Annotated in this window: 16 protein-coding genes; 9 read left to right on the top strand and 7 right to left on the bottom strand. The window is 62.6% G+C overall.

Going from position 1 to position 20,554, the window contains the following annotated elements:
• From Q7S20_05965 to Q7S20_05955, 3 genes are all read right to left on the bottom strand, one after another.
• Entirely contained in the window at window positions 1-810 is an 810-nt protein-coding gene (locus Q7S20_05965; GenBank protein MDO8501368.1) for an AraC family transcriptional regulator, read from the bottom strand.
• 336 nt (window positions 811-1,146) lie between these two features.
• Window positions 1,147-2,397, bottom strand: a complete 1,251-nt coding sequence (locus tag Q7S20_05960) for a hypothetical protein (GenBank protein MDO8501367.1) — start codon at window positions 2,395-2,397, stop codon at window positions 1,147-1,149.
• A 142-nt stretch (window positions 2,398-2,539) separates the two neighbouring features.
• Complete coding sequence (locus tag Q7S20_05955) at window positions 2,540-4,225, bottom strand: peptide ABC transporter substrate-binding protein (GenBank protein ID MDO8501366.1); 1,686 nt, start codon at window positions 4,223-4,225, stop codon at window positions 2,540-2,542.
• 255 nt (window positions 4,226-4,480) lie between these two features.
• Between Q7S20_05955 and Q7S20_05950 the strand changes: the two genes are divergently transcribed.
• The 3 genes from Q7S20_05950 to Q7S20_05940 all read left to right on the top strand — a co-directional run bounded on the left by Q7S20_05950 (window position 4,481) and on the right by Q7S20_05940 (window position 7,358).
• Complete coding sequence (locus Q7S20_05950; GenBank protein MDO8501365.1) at window positions 4,481-5,962, top strand: ATP-binding protein; 1,482 nt, start codon at window positions 4,481-4,483, stop codon at window positions 5,960-5,962.
• 134 nt (window positions 5,963-6,096) lie between these two features.
• Window positions 6,097-7,176 (top strand): AI-2E family transporter, encoded by a 1,080-nt coding sequence (locus Q7S20_05945; protein MDO8501364.1) that lies wholly within the window; start codon window positions 6,097-6,099, stop codon window positions 7,174-7,176.
• Entirely contained in the window at window positions 7,173-7,358 is a 186-nt protein-coding gene (locus tag Q7S20_05940) for a hypothetical protein (protein ID MDO8501363.1), read from the top strand. The genes Q7S20_05945 and Q7S20_05940 overlap by 4 nt, the downstream gene beginning before the upstream one ends.
• 1 nt (window position 7,359) lies before the next feature.
• Here Q7S20_05940 and Q7S20_05935 read toward each other — a convergent pair whose 3' ends face one another.
• From Q7S20_05935 to Q7S20_05925, 3 genes are read right to left on the bottom strand one after another with little or no spacing between them, the layout of a single operon-like run.
• Window positions 7,360-8,352 carry a Gfo/Idh/MocA family oxidoreductase gene (locus Q7S20_05935; protein ID MDO8501362.1) on the bottom strand — a complete coding sequence of 331 codons (993 nt, stop codon included), beginning with the start codon at window positions 8,350-8,352 and terminating at the stop codon, window positions 7,360-7,362.
• A 20-nt stretch (window positions 8,353-8,372) separates the two neighbouring features.
• A complete protein-coding gene (locus tag Q7S20_05930) occupies window positions 8,373-9,188 on the bottom strand; it encodes a hypothetical protein (GenBank protein ID MDO8501361.1) in 816 nt (271 codons plus the stop codon).
• The gene (locus tag Q7S20_05925) at window positions 9,185-10,756 is read right to left on the bottom strand and encodes a GMC family oxidoreductase (protein ID MDO8501360.1); all 1,572 of its coding nucleotides are present in this window, start codon (window positions 10,754-10,756) and stop codon (window positions 9,185-9,187) included. The genes Q7S20_05930 and Q7S20_05925 overlap by 4 nt, the downstream gene beginning before the upstream one ends.
• Before the next feature lie 156 nt (window positions 10,757-10,912).
• Here Q7S20_05925 and Q7S20_05920 point away from each other — a divergent pair, with 156 nt between their 5' ends.
• From Q7S20_05920 to Q7S20_05895, 6 genes are all read left to right on the top strand, one after another.
• Window positions 10,913-11,470, top strand: a complete 558-nt coding sequence (locus Q7S20_05920) for a sigma-70 family RNA polymerase sigma factor (GenBank protein MDO8501359.1) — start codon at window positions 10,913-10,915, stop codon at window positions 11,468-11,470.
• Entirely contained in the window at window positions 11,467-13,599 is a 2,133-nt protein-coding gene (locus tag Q7S20_05915; GenBank protein ID MDO8501358.1) for a serine/threonine-protein kinase, read from the top strand. Before Q7S20_05920 ends, Q7S20_05915 begins: the two co-directional genes overlap by 4 nt.
• A gap of 319 nt (window positions 13,600-13,918) precedes the next feature.
• Window positions 13,919-14,233, top strand: coding sequence for a methyltransferase domain-containing protein (locus Q7S20_05910; protein MDO8501357.1), 315 nt, complete (start codon window positions 13,919-13,921; stop codon window positions 14,231-14,233).
• 57 nt (window positions 14,234-14,290) lie between these two features.
• Entirely contained in the window at window positions 14,291-14,452 is a 162-nt protein-coding gene (locus tag Q7S20_05905) for a hypothetical protein (protein MDO8501356.1), read from the top strand.
• 109 nt (window positions 14,453-14,561) lie between these two features.
• A complete protein-coding gene (locus Q7S20_05900) occupies window positions 14,562-14,999 on the top strand; it encodes a hypothetical protein (protein ID MDO8501355.1) in 438 nt (145 codons plus the stop codon).
• Window positions 15,000-15,108: 109 nt separating this feature from the next.
• Entirely contained in the window at window positions 15,109-18,336 is a 3,228-nt protein-coding gene (locus tag Q7S20_05895) for an error-prone DNA polymerase (GenBank protein ID MDO8501354.1), read from the top strand.
• Here Q7S20_05895 and Q7S20_05890 read toward each other — a convergent pair.
• Entirely contained in the window at window positions 18,307-20,400 is a 2,094-nt protein-coding gene (locus tag Q7S20_05890; GenBank protein MDO8501353.1) for a S9 family peptidase, read from the bottom strand. The genes Q7S20_05895 and Q7S20_05890 overlap by 30 nt on opposite strands.
• Between the last annotated feature and the right edge of the window lie 154 nt (window positions 20,401-20,554).

Genomic DNA, 20,554 nt, shown 5'->3' with positions numbered 1-20,554 from the left:
TCATCTCGCCCACCGACCGGCAGCAGCGCCGGGGCTCTCCTGAAAATCGAGCCATCGCATCAGCGACGCCATCGCGTCGTCTTCGGTCAGTCGCGTGCGGAGGCGCGTCGGAGTCATCTCGAATACCTCGATGACGTGCGCGGTGAAGATCCGCGGGTGACGGTAGCCGAGCTTCAACGCTACTTCGCGCACGGAATACCCGGGATCGCGGAGATACGTCACGCCGCGCAGCAGTCTCGACGCGACGAGCATCTTCTTCGGTGACGCCAGGCGGGCGATGTCGAAGTGCCGGTACACGCTAATCGCCGGAACTCCCGCCACCATCGCCAGGTCCAGCACGCTGCCGTAGATGTGCGGCTTGTCGAACATGTCGTGCACGGCGCGGGCGAGCGGCAGCGGCACGAGACGCAACGACGGCGCGAGCGCCGCCACAAACCGCTTCGTCGGCGGGTTTGTTTTTACTCGTGCAATGGTCTGCTGCAGACGCTCCCTCGAGTCGTCGAACCGATGCAGCACGACGTGCTCCAGCCCCCGCCGCGAAAGCTGCGCGATGGCGCCGAACGACTTCGGGCTCAGCATCACGTACGCCACGAGCGGAAGCGACGGGTAGCGGTTGAGGAGGCCGGCAACGGCGTCGGTATTCATCACGCCATCGGCGGACGGATCCAGGATCACGACAGTGACCGGATCCCGCCGAATTATGATATCGAGGTTGTCCCACGAGTTCGCGACGATGAAATCAGGCTCGCTCGCGAACACATGCCTGACATGCGCCAGTAGCTGCGGCGGGAGAAACACCGCAATGCTCAAGACAGAATCCTTTCCGGGTCAGCCTGAATCTGGCGTGCTTTACCTGGAAGGGCGAGGCCTTTTGATAGAAAACCGACACTTTTTTGTATAGAAGGCGCAGTTCACGATATGAAACCGGCATTTCCGGTTACAAAAAAGGGGCTAAATTTGCGTCGAACCCCCTCTCTCACCCTACCCAGAGGTACCAAAATGCCCGCTCGCAAATTGCTCGCCCTGGCCCTTCTTGCAGGCCTCCTCACCGCCGCGTCCGCCTGCGCCGACGTCACCGGCCCCCAGACGAACGGTGTCTGCTCTGTCACCGGAGGCAGCCAGGTCTGCACCAACTAGCTCACCCCGCTACATCCAGTCGCCCGCCTGAGGAGAAGAGAGAGCGGTTTTCCGAATGTAGGTCAGCGCCTCGGCAACCTGCAACGCGCCGTCCGGAACCGGATCGGACCGCGGCTGAACGGGTTCGGCAGGCCTGCTCTTTCTCTCCCCGGCGAGACTGGCGAGCACTTTCTCCGCGTCGAACGCCACCTGGTGAATCTTCTGCCGGGTCGCAAACCGCTGCGCCTCGGCGATCTGGTGGCGGCCCTCTTCCTCGCGCCCGCACCGGACGCAACCCTGTCCGTAATACAGCAGGAAGTAGGACCGCAGTCGCGGATCCAGAGCAGCGTACCGGAGCTGGTCGGCGTAGTCGAAGAACGCTTCCTCCATGCCATCTCGCGCGGCGAGATCCATCAGGTTGATCGTCGCCTGCCAACGAACCCATTGATAGCGTGACGTAAGCGATATCACGAGGTTGGCGTCGCGCGCGGCGTCATGCATGCCGAGCTCGATGAATGAGGCGGCGATGTCCGACAAGATTGTGTCCTTCGCCGATGGATTCGTCGCCTTGTTCAACGCCTCGTAACCAATGCTCACCGCCTCGGCAAAATTCCCCCTGAGGTGCGCGATCGAAGCGCTCGTGTGAAGCGCAAGAGCCGCCACGCCGTCGAGCCCCGACTTCGCCGATTCGGAGATGACATCGTCGAGGATCAACTGCGACGCGGGCAGATTGCCGCGCGCTAACAGCGTATTCGCCGTCCCCACCCGGACGGTCAGCCCGGACGCCTTGTCGCCAAGCGCGTCGGCCATGTGCGCCGCCTCGGCGTAACCGTCCGCCGACCGGTCCCAGTCGCCCGACCGCCGGGCCGCTCCGCCGAGTGCCGTAGTTGCCTGCATGGCGAGCTCCGGCTTGCGCGCTGCACGCGCGATGTCGGCCACCATTCCGAACACGTCCACCGCGAGGCCCCAGTTGCCCTCGAGATCGAGCGTCCGCCCGTAGTCGAAGACATGCTTGCCGATGGCGCCCCAGTCCTGGTGGTCGTCCCGGAGCTGGTCCATCACCTTCATGAGAGGTCGCCGCATCCGGTTTCCCTCGCCCAGAGCCGTCACTGCATCCACGACGGCACACACACCGGTCCAGTCTGTCCGGATCAGATCGGCATCCATTCGGACGGCATCCACGAGGCGGAGCACCGCGAGCCCGGCGAGAGCCGAAGCCCACGAAACGGAGTCCTGCTCGTCCGCGGCGAGTGTGTCGAAATAGGCTTGATGACGGGCCATGAATTGATGAATAGGAGTTTGACGACCCGTAAACTGGGGCATCGGCAGCGCGTAGGAAATGCCGTTTTTCTATCATGAACACCCTTTTTTATTCAGAAATGTGCCGAAAACCTATCAACAGAGGCCTTAACCCAACCTCGGTTCAAGGCTTCCTTGAGCTCTGACCGGCGGCCTGGGACCTGTCACGCGGGATTCTCTCAGCGGCCGGGATCATCCAGTTTGCGATGTCCAGCCACCAGGCATTGGGGCGCATCGGCGTGATGCGGACGCGTTTTTCGATCGCCAGGACGGTCCGTGGCTCGTACAGCCAGATCGCGGGGGCATCATCCACGATCATCTGATTCGCCTGCTTGAAGTAGCGCCGCGTGTCGGCGATCCGGTCCGCTTCAAGCGCGCTGTCCACCAGGTTGTCGAAGGCCGGATTGCGATAGCCGCCGTAGTTGAGCCCTCCCTTTTTCGCGGCGGCGCTGGTCCAGGTATCCCGGACGGCGGCGGGACTCGATCCCAGATGCCACGCGGCGAGCGCAGCGTCGAAGCGCCGGCCACTGAGCAGGTCCGAGAACGCGGCGTAATCCATCTGGTCAATGTTCATCTCGGCGCCCACCTGCCGAAGCTGCTCCTGCATCAGCACGGCGAGGCGCGTTCGCGACATGCTTGACGAGGGCACGATCACGGTGAATGCGAGCCGTCTTCCGTCGCGCATCCGGATGCCGCCGTTGGCCGGGCGCCGCCATCCGAGTGAATCGAGCAGGCGACCGGCGGCGGCGGGATCGAACGGGATCTGCGCGAGAGTTGTGTCGGTCGTCGGGAATGCGCGGACCGCCGGTCCGATGCTGACGGTCGCCAGAGTGTCGAAAAGATTCTTTACCATCGCCCGGCGATCCACGGCCATCGTGAGGGCGCGCCGGAGGTCGCGCGATGCGAACAACGGATGCGGCGCGTCGCGTCCGGATGCGTCGCGCAGGTTGAGCTGCATGAACACGTAGTCCATTCCCGGCAGCGACACGACGTTGAACCTGCTCTTGCCCCCGAGCTCGGCGATAGTCTCGGGGCGGAGTGCCGCGAATACGTCTGCCTGGCCGCCGAGCAGACGCGTGACCGCGGTCTGGTATTCCGGCGCGATCGTCCAGATGATGCGGTCCGGATTTGCGCGACCACGGTAGTGATCGGCGACCGCATCCAGCTCGAATGACGTGCCTCTGTTCCATCCGCCGAGCCGGAAGCGTCCGCTGCCAACCGGAGTCATGCGCGCCGTGACCGTGCGCAGCGAATCGCGCGGGATCGCGCCGAGTATGTGGCGCGGCAGGATCAGCATTCGCGCCGCCGCATCGAAGAACTGGTGCGGAGTGCGCTTCGCGAACCAGAAGACCGCGGTGGCCGAGTCGCGGACTGTCACGGAGTCTATGTCCGCAAGGTCTTCCGCTCCGGCGAACGCGAACGTCGAGTCGCTGTAGATGCCGTATGTGAACGCGACGTCGTCCGCGGAGACGCGGCGGCCGTCCTGCCACTTCGCGTTCTGATGAATGGTGAACGCGATGGACATGGAGTCGTTCGCCCAAGTCCATCGAGAAGCAAGCTCCGGAACGAAGCCACGGTCGCCGATGGTGTTCATCGAGACACCGACGTCGGCCAGATACTCATAGATGAGCTCCGTCGCCTGACGCGCTTCCATGCTCATCGCCGCTGGAGGGAAGAGCGCGTCCGGCTCGGAGCTCGTCGCGATCACGATCGTTCCGCCGGTATCGGAGTGTCCGGTTCCCCGGGTGGATTCCCTGCAGCCACTGAGAAGCAGCGCAGCCAGGCCGATCAGGAGCAAGCCAAATGGCATCGTATTGTTCGTCGGTTTGGTGTCAGGGAAAACGCCTGCAAATATGGGTGCAGCCGCCCGTTTCGCGAGTGGTTCCCGACGTTAACCCTCGATTCAGTGGGGGTTTGATAGAGAAATGCACTTTCATGATAGAGAAGTGGCATTGCCGGGTCCCCGATTCTCTTGAGTATTGCAAGCCCGTACTTCAACCCGGGCCGTTCGCGGCCCGACAGGATGCAATTGTCATCAACCGATCCGCCGGTCCGGCGGGGAAATATGCTCCCCCAGCTGCGCCGCGCCTTCTGGCTCGGCGCGCTCGCTTTGATTTCCATCGGACTGACAGTCACGCTGGTCTACTGGGTCAATCAGCGGAGCGTAGCCGCTCTTCTCGAGATACTGTCGCTGCTGGGGATCCTGGCATGGCTCAGCCGGCGCACGCTTCGACAGGCGAAGCAGCTCGAAGCGACACGGGCGATCGCCGACAGCGCGAAGTCAGAACACGAGGAAGCCCAGTCGCTGCTGGATTTCTGCCTCAACAGCTCACCCGTCGGCTTCGCGCTGCACGACCGGAGCATGCGTTTCGTGCGCATCAACGAGGCGGGCGCGGCGATGAGCGGGCTGCCCGCCGCGTCGCATGTCGGGAAGACGCTGGAAGAGGTGATGCCCTCCGATTTCGTGGACGCTATCGAGCCGATCCTGCGCCGCGTCCTCGCCACGGGCGAAGCGGTCCCGAACATTCCGATCGCCAGCACGAATCTGGTGGATCCGATGCGCGAGCGGCATTATCTCGCGAGCTTCTTTCCGGTAGAGCTTTCCCGCGGGAGCACCGGAGTGGGCTCGGTGATCCTCGAGACGACGCAGTACCGCCAGCTCGAGGAGCAGCTGCTTCAGGCGCGGAAGATGGAAGCGGTAGGGCGCCTGGCCGGCGGAGTGGCGCACGACTTCAACAACATACTGACGGCGATCAAGAGCTACAGCGAGCTGCTGCTCGCCGATGCCGAGCCGGGAAGCCAGCAGAGCGACGATCTGCTCGAGATCACGCGCGCGGCGGACCGCGCCTCGGCGTTGACCAGGCAGCTTCTTGCGTTCAGCAGGCAACAACAGGTGCTTCAGCCGCGGCTGGTGAATCTGAATGCCACCGTGGATGGCATGCGCAACATGCTGAAGCGGCTGCTGTTCGAAAGCGTGCGCATCAACATCCGACTGGCGCGCGATTTGTGGATGGTGACCGCCGATCCGGCGGAGCTCGAGCGCGTCATCATGAATTTCGTTCTCAATGCGCGCGACGCGATGCCCGACGGCGGGCAGCTCATTCTCGAGACGTCGAACGTCGAGATTGACGAAGAGTACGCCAGCTCTCACGCCTATACCACACCTGGACCATACGTCATGCTTGCGGTCACGGACACGGGCGCGGGAATGAGCAAGGAAGTGAGGGAGCGGCTGTTCGAGCCGTTCTTCACGACCAAGGAAAAGGGGAAGGGCACGGGGCTCGGCCTCGCCAGCGTTTACGGAATCATCAAGCAGTCGGGCGGATTCGTCCGGGTGGACAGCGAGCCGGAGCGGGGAACGACGTTCAAGGTATATATTCCCCGCGCGGAGGAAGCTAGAGAAGGCGAAGGAACGGATGACTCCGCGGCGCAACCGCCGCGTGGGCAAAGAGACAATTCTGGTCGTCCAGGACGACGAGGAGGTGCGCAACGTCGCGACGCGGATTCTCAGGCGGAACGGATAGCGGGTCCTCGAGGCGATCCCTGATGACGGCGGTAGGCGAGCTCATCACCGGGGCGCATTTCGATCCTGCGGTCGTCGAAGCACTGATGCGGAGCGTGACAACACTCCAGTCAGTGACCTAGATTAGCCGGACACAGATCACTGGGCGGGCTTCACGAGTGCCGTATTCGACAAGCAAGTCCTCATCACTTAGCCGCCTTCTTCTCACTGCGGCAAGCGCGGTCGTGGTACTCGCGGGAATGCGCGCTGCCGCGCCGATCATCGGGCCCGTGCTTCTCGCCCTCGTCATCACGATCGCCTGGAGCCCGGGCTCGGAGTGGCTGCGCAAGCGCGGATGGCACCCCAGCGCGGCCGCGCTCACCGGCATTCTGCTCGGCGTGATCGTGCTGGCGCTGTTCGTCGCGCTGGTGTGGTCGTCGCTGGTGCAGCTCCAGGACAACCTGCCGGGATATCAGCCGCGCATCGAGGCGATCCAGCAGTTGATCCGCGACAAGCTGTCGGATCTGCCGATTGAAAGCTCGCGTCTTTTCTCCGGCGAGGTACTGCGGCCGAGCAGCATCGTCGGATACGCGCTCCGGCTGATCCGGAATCTCACCCAGACTGCGGGAACTCTCATTCTCCTCGTGCTGCTGATGGCGTTCATGATGCTCGAGGCCGTGCGGTATCCGGAGAAGCTGAGGTCCGCGCTGTCGTCGTCGCCCCAGGCGCTGGAGCGATTCGCGCACTTCGGCGAGAATATCCGCAGTTATGTCAGTCTCAACGCGATGTTCGGACTGATCGTCGCGGTGATCAATACCATCCTGTTACTCGCGCTCGGCGTTGACTACGCGATTCTGTGGGGAGTCATGTCGTTCCTGCTGAGCTTCGTGCCCAACATCGGATTCGCGATCGCCCTCACGCCGCCAGCGCTGCTGGCGCTGGTGCAGTACGGTTTCGGGCGCTCCATCGCCGTGATCGCCAGCTACGTGGTGGTGAATACCCTCGTGGACAACGTTATCAAGCCAAGATTCGTAGGACATACACTGGACCTGGCGCCGATCGTGGTGGTGGTGTCGCTGTTCTTCTGGGGATGGGTTCTCGGTCCTCTCGGGGCGTTGCTGGCGGTGCCGCTTTCGATTGCATTGAAGTTCTTTTTCGAAAGCTTCGACGAGTCGCGGTGGCTGGCGACGCTGATGAGCGACGCCGGCCCCAGACCGGTAGTCGTGCATCTGGGACCGCGCAACGGAGACGCCGAGTGACGATTGCTGAGCTGCTGGACCTCTACGAGTACAACCGGTGGGCGCACGAGCGCACTCTCGACTCGGCGGCGGAGCTGGGGATGCGGAACCGTGACTGGCTGATGACCGACCCGGATCTGGACTCGGTGAGAGATGATCCGCGATTTGCGGCGCTGCTGACCGAAGTGCCACCGGCTGCCTGAGCTAATCCGCGGTGGCCGTGGCGAACTGAACAGTGCTCTGGCGGCGCCACTCGCATGCACCATCCATCGAGCGCTCCGCCTGCTCGAGCAGGTCGAGATCGCGGCGCGCCATTGACAGGGTGAACTGTGGCTCCCGGTCATCCCGCACCGCTCCGAGAAAATCTTTCATCATCGCGCGGTATCCGAATGGATCGCGCAGTGCGGGGAGGCCAAGCGACGGACTTCGCCCCGACGTAAATCGCGCGAGTCCGTTCGACTCGAATGTCACCGAACCGCCGGTCCCCTGAACCTTTGAGCGGCGAAGATGTCCGAGCGGGGCAGCGATCTCCCACGAGTGCACGAGCGTTCCCACGGCGCCGCCGGCGTAGCGGAGAACCACGAGTGAGCTGCGGTCGCAGCCGGGTGCACCGCCAGTCCGTATCGCCTCTATACCGACGACGTCAAGACCGATGTTCGACGCGAAGCTTATCCAGTGCACACCACCCTCGAACAACGCGCCGCCGCCGCTGAGGGCGGGATCTGCGCGCCATCCGGCCACCTTCTGCCATTTGGTTGCATCCAGTGTGACGAATCTGATCTCGCCGAGCTCTCCGGAGCGGATCACTCGCCGCAGGTAACCTGCGATCGGCTTGTAGAAGTAGTTCTCGGCCACCATCACTCTCTTTCCCGCCGCGGACGCTGAATCACGAACGATGTCAGCGTCCCGTGCCGACATGAAAGCGGGCTTCTCGACGATGACGTGCCGGCCGGCCTCGAGAGCGACAAGTGCGAGGTCGCGATGCGAGACCGTCGGTGTCGCAACGAGCACGACATCCACAGAGTCATCGCTCAGAGCGCCCTCGTACGATCCGAACGCCCGGCGGCCATCGAACATCCCGCACAGTGCGGCCGCGCGCCCTCCGTCCCGACTGGCGTATGACAGGACTACGCCTCCAATACGGCGCAAAACGCGGCTGTGCATTTTCGCAGCCGCTCCACATCCCAGCAGCAGCACGCTCAACTGCCTGGCGCGCGTCACAGTGCCGCCGCAGCGCAGGCCATCACGCTCACAGAGATCGCCACGTACACGGGAACGAAATACCGCCGCTGCCGAAGCAGCCCGGGATACAGAACAGGCTTGCCGCTGAACTTTCCGCGCGGCTTTGAAGGAAAGAAGAATGTCTTGTACGTCTCGGCCGTCGCGCGCTCGTATCCGATCGCGGCCACCGCGATAAGCAAATAGTCGGTAGTGAGCTGTGCCATCAGGCAGGCGTACAGCACTGTCAACACGGGACTGCGGAAGAACTTCACGATATCGAAGCCTTCCTTGGGAGCATCCTTCCATGCTCCGCCCACAGCGAGCAGCATCCCGACGACGAGTCCCGCGAGCGCCGCACGCGTCACGTGGCTGAACGTCGCGCCGCTGTCATCCAGGCTCGCCACGACCGCGAGGCTGAGCACGACGGCGGCGATGTAGGCGGCGCCTGCCGCGAGGCGCGTCCCTCTGCTGGCTACGGGAACGCCGCGGATGCTGAACTGCATAGGGATGAAATACTTGGACTGATCCTCCTCGCGTATGAAGGTCTTCCATACCTCCACTATTCCACGCTCTGCGGCATAGGCGAGGCCGAAAAGGAGAAAGAGCGCATGCGGAGCGGGCAGAGGCAGGCGGAGCGTCGCCTGGATCACGACTGCGACGACGCCTCCGATTGCGATGCTCCGTGCGAAGGTGCCGAGTCCGAAGCCTTCATGAAGCGCGTCCTTGTACATCCCCCAGATGGAAGTATGGCAGCCGGACATGAGGCCGACCGCGCCGGCGATGGCGAGTGAAGCGAAAGGAATGTGAGTCATCGTATGCTCATGGTTGGGAGGTAACGCTGAATGCGGCGTGCACGCACCGCCCCGCCGGATTGGGAAACCGCGGTGCCCGCCAGATGCGAGCCGACGCGCAACGCGTTGGCGGCTATCGTCAAGCTGGGATTGAGGCCGGCCGATCTCGGGAGAGCGCTTCCATCCACCACGAACAGGTTGTCGAGACCGCGGTAGCGTCCCCACACATCGAGCGGCGAAGCGCGCGAATCATCGCCCATGCGCACGGTTCCGAGCGCGTGGGAGAATGTCCGGATGCCATGCACGATCGTGAATAATGCGCCGGCCTCGCGGAGCACGGCCCGAGCCTGCTCGACGAGGGTTCCCGCGAGCCGCTCATCCCGCTCGCTGTAGGCATGCCGAACACGAAGCCCGGGAAGACCGTAGCGGTCGATGGAACCCCAGTCGACCGATACTGCGTTGTTCGCGCGCGGCTGGTCCTCGGCGATGACGAGAAGGCCGAGCGCGTGCGAGGTGAATATTGCTGCGGGAGTACGCAACGCGGGCGGCAGGTATGCCTTCACGAGACCCGTCGGAGGCGTGAGCTGCTGGATGCTTCCCGCGCTCTCGTACAGATCGAGTATCGCGATCTGCTTATCGAACTCCGCAGTCGGATTGGGCCGGCGCGCGAAGGCGCCGAGCACAACCGCGTTGCGATGCCGGGTGAGATATCGGCCGACGGCGTCGGCGGCAGGATTGACGCGCGCCAGATCCGACGCAAGCAGGAGATGCGGTGTGGCGAGCGTTCCGGCCGCCAGCAGCACCCTCCTTGCACGGAACGTCTCTCGCTCGCCCGTGACACGGTTGACGCATTCCACCCCGGTCACGCGTCCAGTCTGCGCCGTCAGTCGAACACAGACCGTGTTGGCACGGAGGGTCATGCCTTGGCGCAGCAGGTCGGGAATGACTCCCGTTGCGAGGTCGTTCTTCGACTCTGCCGCGCAGGCATAGCCGTCGCACGTGCCGCACATCGTGCATCCGCGGCGGTTGCCGCTCGCGGCGTACGAGATGGCGAGGGGAATCCGCGATGGAGTGAACCCCAGGCGCGTTGCGGCCTCGGCGATGCGGCGGGCTGAACGGGACAGCGGCGGTGGTGGCTGAGGGAAGGGAGTGCTGCGCTTCGGCTCGCCAGGCTCGCATCCGGCCTGCCCCCCAACGCCAAGCAGCATTTCGGCGCGAGCATAAAAAGGCTCGAGAACTTCGTACCGGAACGGCCACTCCGCGCCGGAATCCCCGACGACGTCCGTGTTGTGCTGGAAATCACTCTCGCGGAAACGGTACGAAGCAGCTCCGTAGAAGACCGACTGGCCTCCGACGCAGTTCCATGCGCTGGCGCGATAATTTCTGTGGGCTCCCGAGACCCGAAACGCGGCGTCGCTCGTGTGGTGCGGTGTAAGCAGTCCCGCTCCGGATTTTCCCCAGTTGTCCGGCCCGCGTCCCACCCAGCCGCCGCGCTCGATCATCAGAACGCGCTGGCCAGCCTGCACGAGCGGAAGCGCAGATAACGCGCCGCCGAAGCCGCTGCCGATCACGATTGCGTCCCAGCTCATCATCCGCTCCCCTTTTTGGGTCCAGGGAGTAACGCGGGAAGGGGGGGGAAATCAGCTCAGTAGCACAGATGTGTTGACTCCACTCCCGGGCGGTCGTATCGTCGGCTTCGGGGAGGAGGGACCCTGCCGCCATTTTCTCAGACTGCGCGCTCGGATGTGACCCAACTCCTGACGGCATGGAGGAATGGGGACAGCTCAGCCGCCGATCAGCTCCTGCCTCTCGTTTACGACGAGCTGCATCGGGCGGCCGCACGCGCAATGCGCGGAGAGGCAGTGGGGCACACCCTTCAGCCGACTGCGCTTGTAAACGAGGTCTATCTCCGACTGGTGGACCAGAGCCGTGCCGGGTGGCAGAACCGCGCACAGTTCTTCGGCGTGGCCGCGCAGGTGATGCGTCGGGTCCTCGTAGATCACGCACGGGCTCGCTGCTCCGAGAAACGCGGCGGCGGAGCGCGCGCGATCACGCTCGATGATGTGCACGACGCGTCGCAAGCATCCGCGTCGTCGAGCGCTGTGGACATACTCGCGCTGCACGAAGCGCTCGAGAAGCTTGCGACGCTCGACCCCGGCCAGGCGCGGGTCGTGGAGCTTCGCTATTTCACGGGTCTCAACATCGATGAGACGGCCGAGGCGCTCGGGATTTCTCCGGCTACTGTCAAACGCGAGTGGGCAGTTGCGCGCGCCTGGCTCCGGCGGGAACTGAGCGACACGTGAGTCTGGAGCGCTGGCAGCGGATCAAATCGATCGTCGCTCTCGCGATGGAGGCGCCCGGAGCTGAACGGACGGAACTGCTCCATTCCGCGTGCGGGAACGATGCGGAGCTTCGCCTGGAAGTGGAGTCTCTTCTCGCGGCCGCTGACGCGGCCGACAGTCTGCCGGAAGCGCGGGCAGCCATCGCCTCGGCGGCGGGATCTCTGGTCGCAGAGCAGGATGCGACATTGCGAAGCCTTCTGGAGAGTGTGCTGGCGCACCAGTATGAGATCATCCGCCCTCTCGGAAGTGGTGGAATGGGGTGCGTGTATCTGGCGAGAGAGCGGGCGCTCGAGCGGTTCGTCGCGATCAAGGTCCTCCGTCCCGACCTCGCGGTTGCCGAAGGCCATCGGGAGCGCTTTCGACGGGAGGCCCGGATAGCGGCGCGGCTCTCTCACCCCGGCATTCTCGGGCTGCACAGCTTCGGTGAGATAGACAACCTCTGGTATTTCGTGATGACGTACGTGCGCGGGGAAACTCTCGGGGAGAGAATTCGACGCGAGGGTCTCCTGCCGTGGACTGAAGCGCATCGAATCTTCAGCGAGATGGCCGACGCTCTGGAGTGCGCGCACCGGAACGGTGTGATTCACCGGGACATCAAGCCCGCGAACATCCTTCTCGACAGCGAAAGCGGCCACGCGATCCTCGCGGATTTCGGGATCTCGAAGATGCCGGGTGCGGCCGAGAGCCTCACGGCTACAGGGGCCATATTGGGCACGCCGGATTACATGTCGCCCGAGCAGGTGACCGGTGCTCCGGACATTGACGAGCGGAGCGACATCTACTCTCTGGGAGCGGTTGCCTATGTGATGCTGACGGGACGCGAGCCGTTCCGCAGTGAGACCGCCGCAGCGACAATCTACCGGCGACTTGTCGAAGATCCGACGCCGGTGGATGCGCTCGTCTCTTCGATTCCGCCGGACTTGTCGTCCGTTGTCCGCAAGTGCATGGCTCGCGACAGAGCGGACCGCTGGGCGAACGCGCGATCGCTGAGAGAAGCGCTCGAGAGCATCGTTGCGGCCGAACGCCTGCCGGACGCAGTTCGTGATCTGCCGAGCTTCGGTCCGTACGCTTTTCTCTGGGCGGCCGGATGGGCCGGCTTCGCGCTTCTCACGGAGCGGTCCGGCAGCGAGCGGGCGCTGCTGATTCTCGTCGCCTTGATCGTCCCGATCGGACTCGTCCTGCATCTGTGGAATGGAGCGGGACGCGCGATGAGATTCCTCGACCTCGCGCGGATCGCATTGTGGCCGCCCGAGTGGTGGGGCATGTGGTGGCCGCGCGCGCTTCGCCGGCCATCGGATCTCTGGGACCGCCTGCCATGGATCGCCAAAGGAGTGAGAGTTCTCCTTATCGCATCCTGTCCAGCACTTCTTCTGCTCATTCTGCTGCGAGGACGGATTTCTTCAGGCGCTGGGGTGATTTACGAATCGTGGGTCGAGGTCGCGGAGTGGGCGATCTTCATTGCCGGCTCGCTGGCTGTCATGTCGGGATTTGCCTGGGCGCGGCGCATAGGGCTCGCGTTCGACCAGTCGCTGCGCCTGCTTCTTGGTCCGACACTGGCTTCGTCGGGATGGAATGAACCGGCGTTGACACGTTTGCTCGCCCCCGCTTCGGGAAAGGTGCGCGTACCGGACCGCGATGCGCCTTCGGACTATCTGCGTGCCATTCGCGAGGTGCTTCAACTCCTCCCGGCCAGCACGGGAGACTCTGGCTTGCGAACTGCGACTGCGGCGGAGCGCCTGCTGAAGGCAATTGACCAGCGCGACAGTGAGCTTGCTACACTTTCCCGCGACGCCGGTCCGGGGGAGGCGAATCGCCTCGTTTCCCAGCTTGATGCGCTCGAGTCCGGCGGAACTGGAGACACACGCGAGCGTGCAGAGCTGCGCGAGCTCGTGCGACACCAGCTCGATCTCGTGCGGCGAATGCAGAGCCGCCGCGAAGTCGTTCTCCGCGAGCGCGCGCATCTCGTCGATCTGTTGAGGGCGCTTTGGACGCTGGTCCGGGCCGCGGGCGACAGCCAGGACGGAGACTCGGGTGTGGTCGAGAGGTTGCAGGCGCTGTGTGGGGAGATTGGTCTCGAGCTCGGGGTTTGACAACCGCGCGGAGACAATTCCGACACGGAGAGCCGATACATTCTGATCGGTCGTGGGGCGATGACTCGCCGGTCTTGACGCTGTTCAAACGCTCGATACAATGGACGAAGGTAGTTCGGCGTCAATGTCCGGCCGTGGAGGCCAATGACAGAGTCAGCTAGCGCTCGGGTGGTGCGCGCGAGTCGCGCGCCAGAAGGGCTCGACATTCAGGAACTTCGGCGCGCCATTCAGAACGAGTACGCGATGGTGGCGGAGGATCCGGAGCAGGGCTTCCACTTCCACACGGGTCGTCGGCTCGCGGGTATCCTCGGATACGAGGATGAATGGCTCGCGGGAGTGCCCGAAGAGAGCATCGCTTCGTTTGCTCGATCGGGCGCGAGAGAGCGCCGAGGCCAGCGGGTTTCGCAATGTTCGTTTCCATCATGGTCTGGCCGAGTCGCTTCCCGTGGCGGATGCGTGGGCCGACGTCGTCATCTCGAACGGTGTGCTCAATCTTTTCCCCGACAAGATGGCGGGACTTCAGGAGATGGCGCGTGTGCTGAAGCCAGGCGGACGGCTTCAGATCGGTGACATTCTCGTTGAGAAGGACGTCGGGGATGGTGCGAGGCGTGACATAGACCTGTGGAAGGGCTGAATTGCCGGTGCTCTGGTCGAAGCGGAGCTTCAAGCGACGGTCGTCGCTGCCGGGTTCGTGAATTTCGAGATCGTGTCGCGAGTGGACGTTTATGCCGATGCACCACAGGCATCGAGTGCCGCGAAGTTCGGTACGCTCGGAATCAATTTCCGCGCGCGCAAGGCGATCAGCGAGGAGGAGTGGCAGTCAGCGCTGGCTGCGCTGAACTGTTCGGTCTGAACGGGGCCTACAGCCCAAGCCCTGCTCCGTACGCACCTCTCGATTGTTCGGTCCTTGCGTTCCAATCCGGCCGCTTGCACTGTTGTCGCTCTCTCCTCCGGAGTGACAAATGCGCGCGAAGGTTCTGCTCACCTGCGGTGCTGTTCTCGTTTTCGCCGTCGTGGAAACGAAAAGATCCGCTGACGCACAAGGCAGCTACCAGACTGTTAACGTGGACACCAGAGTAGACTGCCTCGCGGGGCGCGGTGTCTCGTTCTCCCTTACTCCCTGGTCTATCAGCCTCAGGCCCGGTGACTCGATCAATTGGAGACTGGATGCCGCATCGAACGTTACGGATATGCAGGTTCTGGCGAAGACTGGTAAACCCTGGCCGTTCAAGAGAAAGACCCCATACAAGGGCAGCAAGGCGAAGCCAGCCGGGGCGCAGGCGCTGGATCCTACTCAAGCCGGCAGGAAGTACCAATACGCGGTAACCGCGATCTGTGTGCGCGACAATTTGACGTCGGACACTGTGATCATCGATCCTGACATGATCATTATCCGGTGAAGAAAGAGGGCAGTTAAAGTGAAAGCGCCGTGCCTGTTCGGAGGGCGGCGCTGGCGGCTCGGGCTTCCTTCTTGCTTCGGGGTTTGTTCGGTATTAGCATTGGGACCCCATGCCCATCGAGCTCCGAGCCCACACCGCATTCTCATTCAACAATGGGGCACTCACGCCTGAAGCTCTCGTAAAGAGAGCGGCAGAGCTGGGGCACCATACTATAGGTATAAGCGACACCGCCGATCTGGGCGGTGTCGTGCGTTTCGCACTCGAGTGCCGGCGTCAGGGTGTGAAGCCGGTCGTGGGTGTCGAGCTGAATGTGGATGGGCGTCCGGCCGCTTTTTACGCGTGCAATGTGGGAGGGATGCGGAACATCGGCGCTTTGGTGACTCGAGCGAGAGTCGGATCGCTTCGCGGATGGGTGAAAGGGCAGAGCGCCGACAAGCGCGGACGGCCGCGCGTGAGCTGGAAGGATGTCGCGGAACGGAGCACTGGCATTTTCGCTTTGACCGGCCCCGCTTCCGGTCCCATCGGTGCGAAGATCCAGGCGTGCGAGTACTCCACTGCATCACGGATGCTGAGCGAGTGGCGCGAGGTGTTCGGCAACCGGCTCGCGGTGGAAGTGCAGCTCCATCACACCGGCGGATGCGAGGCGGCGCTCGCTTCGGCGCTGATAGATCTCGCGGGGAAGCAGAACATTCCGTGGGTCGCTGTGAACGATCCGCGATATGCCGACCAGTCGAGCCGGCTCGTGCACGACATCCTCACCGCGCTCAGGTACGACACAACTATAGATAAGGCGATGTCGCGGGGGCTGCTGCATCCCAACGGGGAGTGGCGGCTCCTTTCGCCGATCGAGATGGCGGAGAGGTGGAAGGGAAGAGAGGAGGGGCTCGAGGAGAGCGAGCGGATCGCGAGCGAATGCGATTTCGATCTGAGCTGGCTCAGGCCCCCCTTGCCTAAGTTCCCCAATCCGCCGGGTGTGAGCGACACCCAATTCCTGCGCGAGAAAGTGTATGAGGGCGCGCGGGAGCGGTGGGGCGAAGCCTTAAGCGACGCCCAGAAGAACCAGATCGAGCACGAGCTCCGCGTCATCGCCACGCTCGGCTTCTCCGGATTCTTTCTCGTGATGTGGGACGCCGTGCGGTTCGCGCGGTCGCAGAACATTCTCTGCCAGGGTCGCGGGAGCGCTGCCAACTCCGCTGTCGCCTACTGTCTCGCCGTCACTGCGGTGGATCCTGTCGCGAATGGATTGCTCTTCGAGAGGTTCCTGTCGGAGAAGCGAGTGGACGGTCAGACCGAAGCGCCCGACATAGACGTGGACATCGAGCACGACCGGCGCGAGGAAGTCCTCGACTACATGTACGATCACTACGAGAGATCGCACTCCGCCATCGCGTGCATCGTGCAGACGTATCGCGGTCCCAACGCGCTGCGCGATTCGATGCGCGCGTTTGGGTATCCGATGGAGTTGATCAATGACATGTCCAAACGCATGCACTACGATGAACCGCGAGAGGGCGCAGAGCGAATCCGAACGGAGCTTGGCGCTCGGTTCGGATTCGACGCCGAGAACGCAAGAGGAAAGACGATGCTCGCTGCGATGGCCGCGTTCGAGGATCTGCCGCGGCTTCGCGCGACGCACGTCGGCGGATTCGTGCTCTCGTCCATGCCGCTCGGCGACTATATGCCCATCGAGCACACGACCATGGGCCGCACCATCGTGCAGTTCGACAAGGACGACCTCGACGCCGTGGGTGTGCCCAAGTTCGACTTCCTGGGACTTGGCGCGATGTCGCTCGTGCGGCGCGCGTTCGACTACATCGAGGTGCGCACCGGCGAGCGGCCGCAGATGTACAAGCTGCCCGCGGGCGACAAGAAGACGTACGACCTCATCTGTCGCGGCGAGACCATAGGGACGTTCCAGATCGAGAGTCGCGCGCAGATCGCGTCAATACTGCATACGCTGCCGGACAGGCTGTACGACATCGTGGTGCAGGTGGCGCTGATCCGTCCCGGTCCCATCCAGGCGAAGTTCGTTCATCCGTACACCGCGCGCCGCCGCGGGCTCGAGCCCGTGATGTATCCACATCCGTTGCTCGAGCCGATTTTGAAGAGAACGCAGGGGATTCCGATCTTCCAGGAGCAGGCAATGGCGATCGCGATGGTGCTCGGCGGATACACTGCGGCCGAGGCGGATGAGCTGAGGCGGACGATGGGTCATGTGAGGAAGATCGGGCGGCTGATGGAGACCCTCGGACGGTTGCGAGATCGGATGATGGAGCGTGGAGTGTCCGAATCGGTGGCAACGGGAATCGTCGAAGATCTAAAGAGCTTCGCGAATTATGGATTTCCGGAGTCGCATGCGTGGAGCTTTGCGCTGATCGCGTATGCGACCGCATGGCTCAAGGCGCATTATCCGGCGGAATTCTTTGCTGCGCTGTTGAACTCGTGGCCGATGGGGTTCTATCCGCCGTCCACTCTGATACACGATGCGCGTCGGCACGGCGTTGTGGTGCGGCCCCCGTGCATGCGTGATGGTGAGTGGGAGTGTACGATCGAGCCGTTGGATCGTGAGGGAGTGGATCGTACGAACGAGACGGAGCGGATGGAGAGCGTGATGTCCGATTCGTATCTCGATCCTGGTGGGCCGGCTTTGCGTGTCGGCTGGCGGCATATCCGAGGCCTTGGTGAGAAGACGTTGGATGTGTTGCGGCTCACTCGTTTCCCTGACCGCCCTTTCACTTCTATAGAAGACGTAGTGCTGCGCGCGAAGCTCAGGCGTGCGGATGCACTGCATCTCGCGCGGGCTGGTGCGTTCGCGGCGTGGGAGCCCGATCGGCGGCGGGCTGCGTGGGAGGCGTTGCGGGCGTGTGGTGACTCATTGCCTCTGGCTCCAGCCACTCGAGAGATGCACAGCCCAAGGGCATTGTCAGCCACCGAGCTTATTTATCTGGACTACTTCGCCACGGGAGTCAGTATCAATGGGCATCCCATGCAGCACATGCGTGAGCGGCTACGGCGGGCGGGCGTTGTGGACAGTCGCGGCTTACGTGATTTGCGTGGCGGAGAGCCGATCGTTGTAGCGGGTCTGGTGACGATTCGTCAGCGGCCTGCTTCTGCCAACGGGACGATCTTTTTGTTGTTGGAGGATGAGTGGGGGTTCATCAACGTTGTCGTGCCGAGCTTCCTCGTGGAAGAGAACAGCGAGGTCGTTAAGTTCGCGACGTTCGTGGTAGTGCAGGGGAGATTCGAGAAAGACGGGAACGTGCTGAATGTGGTGGGAAAGAGGTTTAAGGAGTTGGATGTGAAGAGGTTAGAGCATCGGGCCCGGAGTTTTAGATGATACGAAAGGCGCCTGACTGAGTAAGAACGCGTACTCGAAGGCAATCTCCCGGTAGCGGTCATATCGTCCCGATGCTCCGCCATGTCCCGCACCCATGTTCGCCTTCAGGAGTAAGACGTTGTCACCTTGTTTCATGGCGCGCAGTTTCGCCACGAACTTCGCTCCTTCCCAGTAAGGCACCTGGCTGTCGTTGAGCGACACTTCGACCAGCATGTTGGGATACCACTGCGCCTTGACGTTATCGTACGGCGAATACTTCATCATGTAATCGAACGCCGGTTTCTCGTTCGGGTTGCCCCACTCGGTGTATTCGCTTGTCGTAAGGGGCAGGGAAGCGTCGAGCATCGTGTTCATGACGTCGACGAACGGGACGGCCGCAATCGCTGCCTTGAAAAGGTCGGGCTTCATGTTCACTACGGCGCCCATCAACAACCCGCCAGCCGAACCTCCCTGAATCATCAACCGGTCACTCGACGTGTATTTATTCTTCACGAGGTATTCACCTACGTCGATGAAATCGGTGAACGTGTTCATCTTGTTCATCATGCGTCCGGCTTCGCGCCACTCCTCGCCCAGCTCACCGCCGCCGCGGATGTTCGCCAGGGCCCAGATGAACCCGCGATCGAGCAAAGAGAGACGGTTCGATGAAAAGCCAGCATCCTGCGAGGAACCATAGGATCCGTACGCATAGAGAAGCATTGGCGCGGAGCCATCCATCTTCGTTCCCTTCTTGTACACAAGAGCCATCGGCACCTTCGTTCCATCACGTGCCGTGGCCCAGATGCGGCGCGACTCGTAGCCCGACGCACTGTATCCCGGCACCTCCTGCTGCTTGAGAAGCTTCCGGGTTTTCCGCGACATGTCGTACTCGAACGTCGAGGACGGAGTGACCAGCGAGTTGTAGACATACTGGATCACACGAGTGTCGTACTCGGCATTCGCGCCGATGGCCATGGAGTAGGCAGGCTCTGGTGTCGCGATGCGGTACGAAGCCCCGGTCTTCTTGTCTATGATGCGCAGGTACGGAAGACCGCCTTCGCGCTCGGAGAGTACGATATGATCGCGGTAGAATTCCATGCCGGCAATCTTGACGTCGGGTTTGCCGGCGACGACCTCGGTCCACTTCGCGGGCGCGGCGACCGGCGCGCTCACCACACGGAAGTTCTTCGCGCCCTTGTTCGTCCGGATGTAGAAACGGCCACCATCGTAGTCGGCATCGTACTCATGCCCGTTCTCCCGCGGCAGCATCACGGTGAGCGCGGCTGACGGCTTATCCGCAGGAAGGTACTGAATCTCGGATGACGTCTTCGCCGCGCTCTGAAGGAATATCATCTTCCTGTCGAGGGACCGATTAGCCCCGATGTCGAAAAGCTCGTCCTTCTCATCGAATAGCAGATTCATCGTCGCGCCGCCGACGGGATGGCGCCAGAACTTATCCGACCGCTTGGTAATCGAATCCTCTGTCGTCAGGAACAGCGTGCGCCCATCGGTGGACCATACGACGCTTCCGACACGAGGAACCCGGTCGGGAAGCATCTGTCCAGTACGAAGATTCTTGATGCGCAGCGTGTACTGGCGGTATCCGGTGCTATCGAAAGTAAACGCGAGGAGTGAGTCGTCATCGCTCACCACGCGAGCGCCAATGGAGTAGTAGCCTTGTCCCTTGGCCATCTCGTTCTGGTCGAGAAGCACCTGCTCGGGACCACCCTTTACGGGCTTCCGGACATATATGGGGTACTGCTTCCCGGTTTCGGTCTTCGAGTAATACAGATAAGCGCCACGACGATAGGGAACGCTCAAGTCGGTCTGTTTGACGTGCCCGGTGATCTCATCATACAGACTCTGCTGTAGCGCCTCGGTATGCTTCATCATGGCGGCCGTATACGCATTCTCGGCATCCAGATATGCGCGGACTGCGGGGTTGGTCTTCTGCCGCAGCCAGAAATAGTCATCGCTCAGCTTGTAGCCATGAATCGAAGTCTCATGCGCCTCACGAGCTGCGACCGGCGGTGAGAGCGTCGGATCCTGCTGGGCAACAAGTGGAAATGCTGAAGCCAGGATCAATAGGGCGGTAGTGACAATCGGGCTCGAACGTCTCAAGTGCTCTCCATTCCAGAATGGTGTCCAGTTTCAACCGCACCCCAAATATGCTTCGCGGATGAGCGGGCCGCTTTGCGCATTGCCGCCTCTCACGGATACCAATTCCCGGGACGAGATT

The sequence above is a fragment of the Gemmatimonadaceae bacterium genome, from assembly GCA_030647905.1.
In the GTDB taxonomy this organism is placed as follows: Bacteria; Gemmatimonadota; Gemmatimonadetes; order Gemmatimonadales; family Gemmatimonadaceae; genus UBA4720.
This window is presented reverse-complemented; position numbering and strand designations above follow the sequence as displayed.

What these genes read in the sequence shown, in the direction of transcription:
- Q7S20_05960 (MDO8501367.1), bottom strand. Translation starts at nt 2,397, where the DNA reads ATGGCCCGTCATCAAGCCTATTTCGACACACTCGCCGCGGACGAGCAG.
- Q7S20_05955 (MDO8501366.1), bottom strand. Translation starts at nt 4,225, where the DNA reads ATGCCATTTGGCTTGCTCCTGATCGGCCTGGCTGCGCTGCTTCTCAGT.
- Q7S20_05950 (MDO8501365.1), top strand. Translation starts at nt 4,481, where the DNA reads ATGCTCCCCCAGCTGCGCCGCGCCTTCTGGCTCGGCGCGCTCGCTTTG.
- Q7S20_05930 (MDO8501361.1), bottom strand. Translation starts at nt 9,188, where the DNA reads ATGACTCACATTCCTTTCGCTTCACTCGCCATCGCCGGCGCGGTCGGC.
- Q7S20_05925 (MDO8501360.1), bottom strand. Translation starts at nt 10,756, where the DNA reads ATGAGCTGGGACGCAATCGTGATCGGCAGCGGCTTCGGCGGCGCGTTA.
- Q7S20_05910 (MDO8501357.1), top strand. Translation starts at nt 13,919, where the DNA reads ATGAATGGCTCGCGGGAGTGCCCGAAGAGAGCATCGCTTCGTTTGCTC.
- Q7S20_05900 (MDO8501355.1), top strand. Translation starts at nt 14,562, where the DNA reads ATGCGCGCGAAGGTTCTGCTCACCTGCGGTGCTGTTCTCGTTTTCGCC.
- Q7S20_05895 (MDO8501354.1), top strand. Translation starts at nt 15,109, where the DNA reads ATGCCCATCGAGCTCCGAGCCCACACCGCATTCTCATTCAACAATGGG.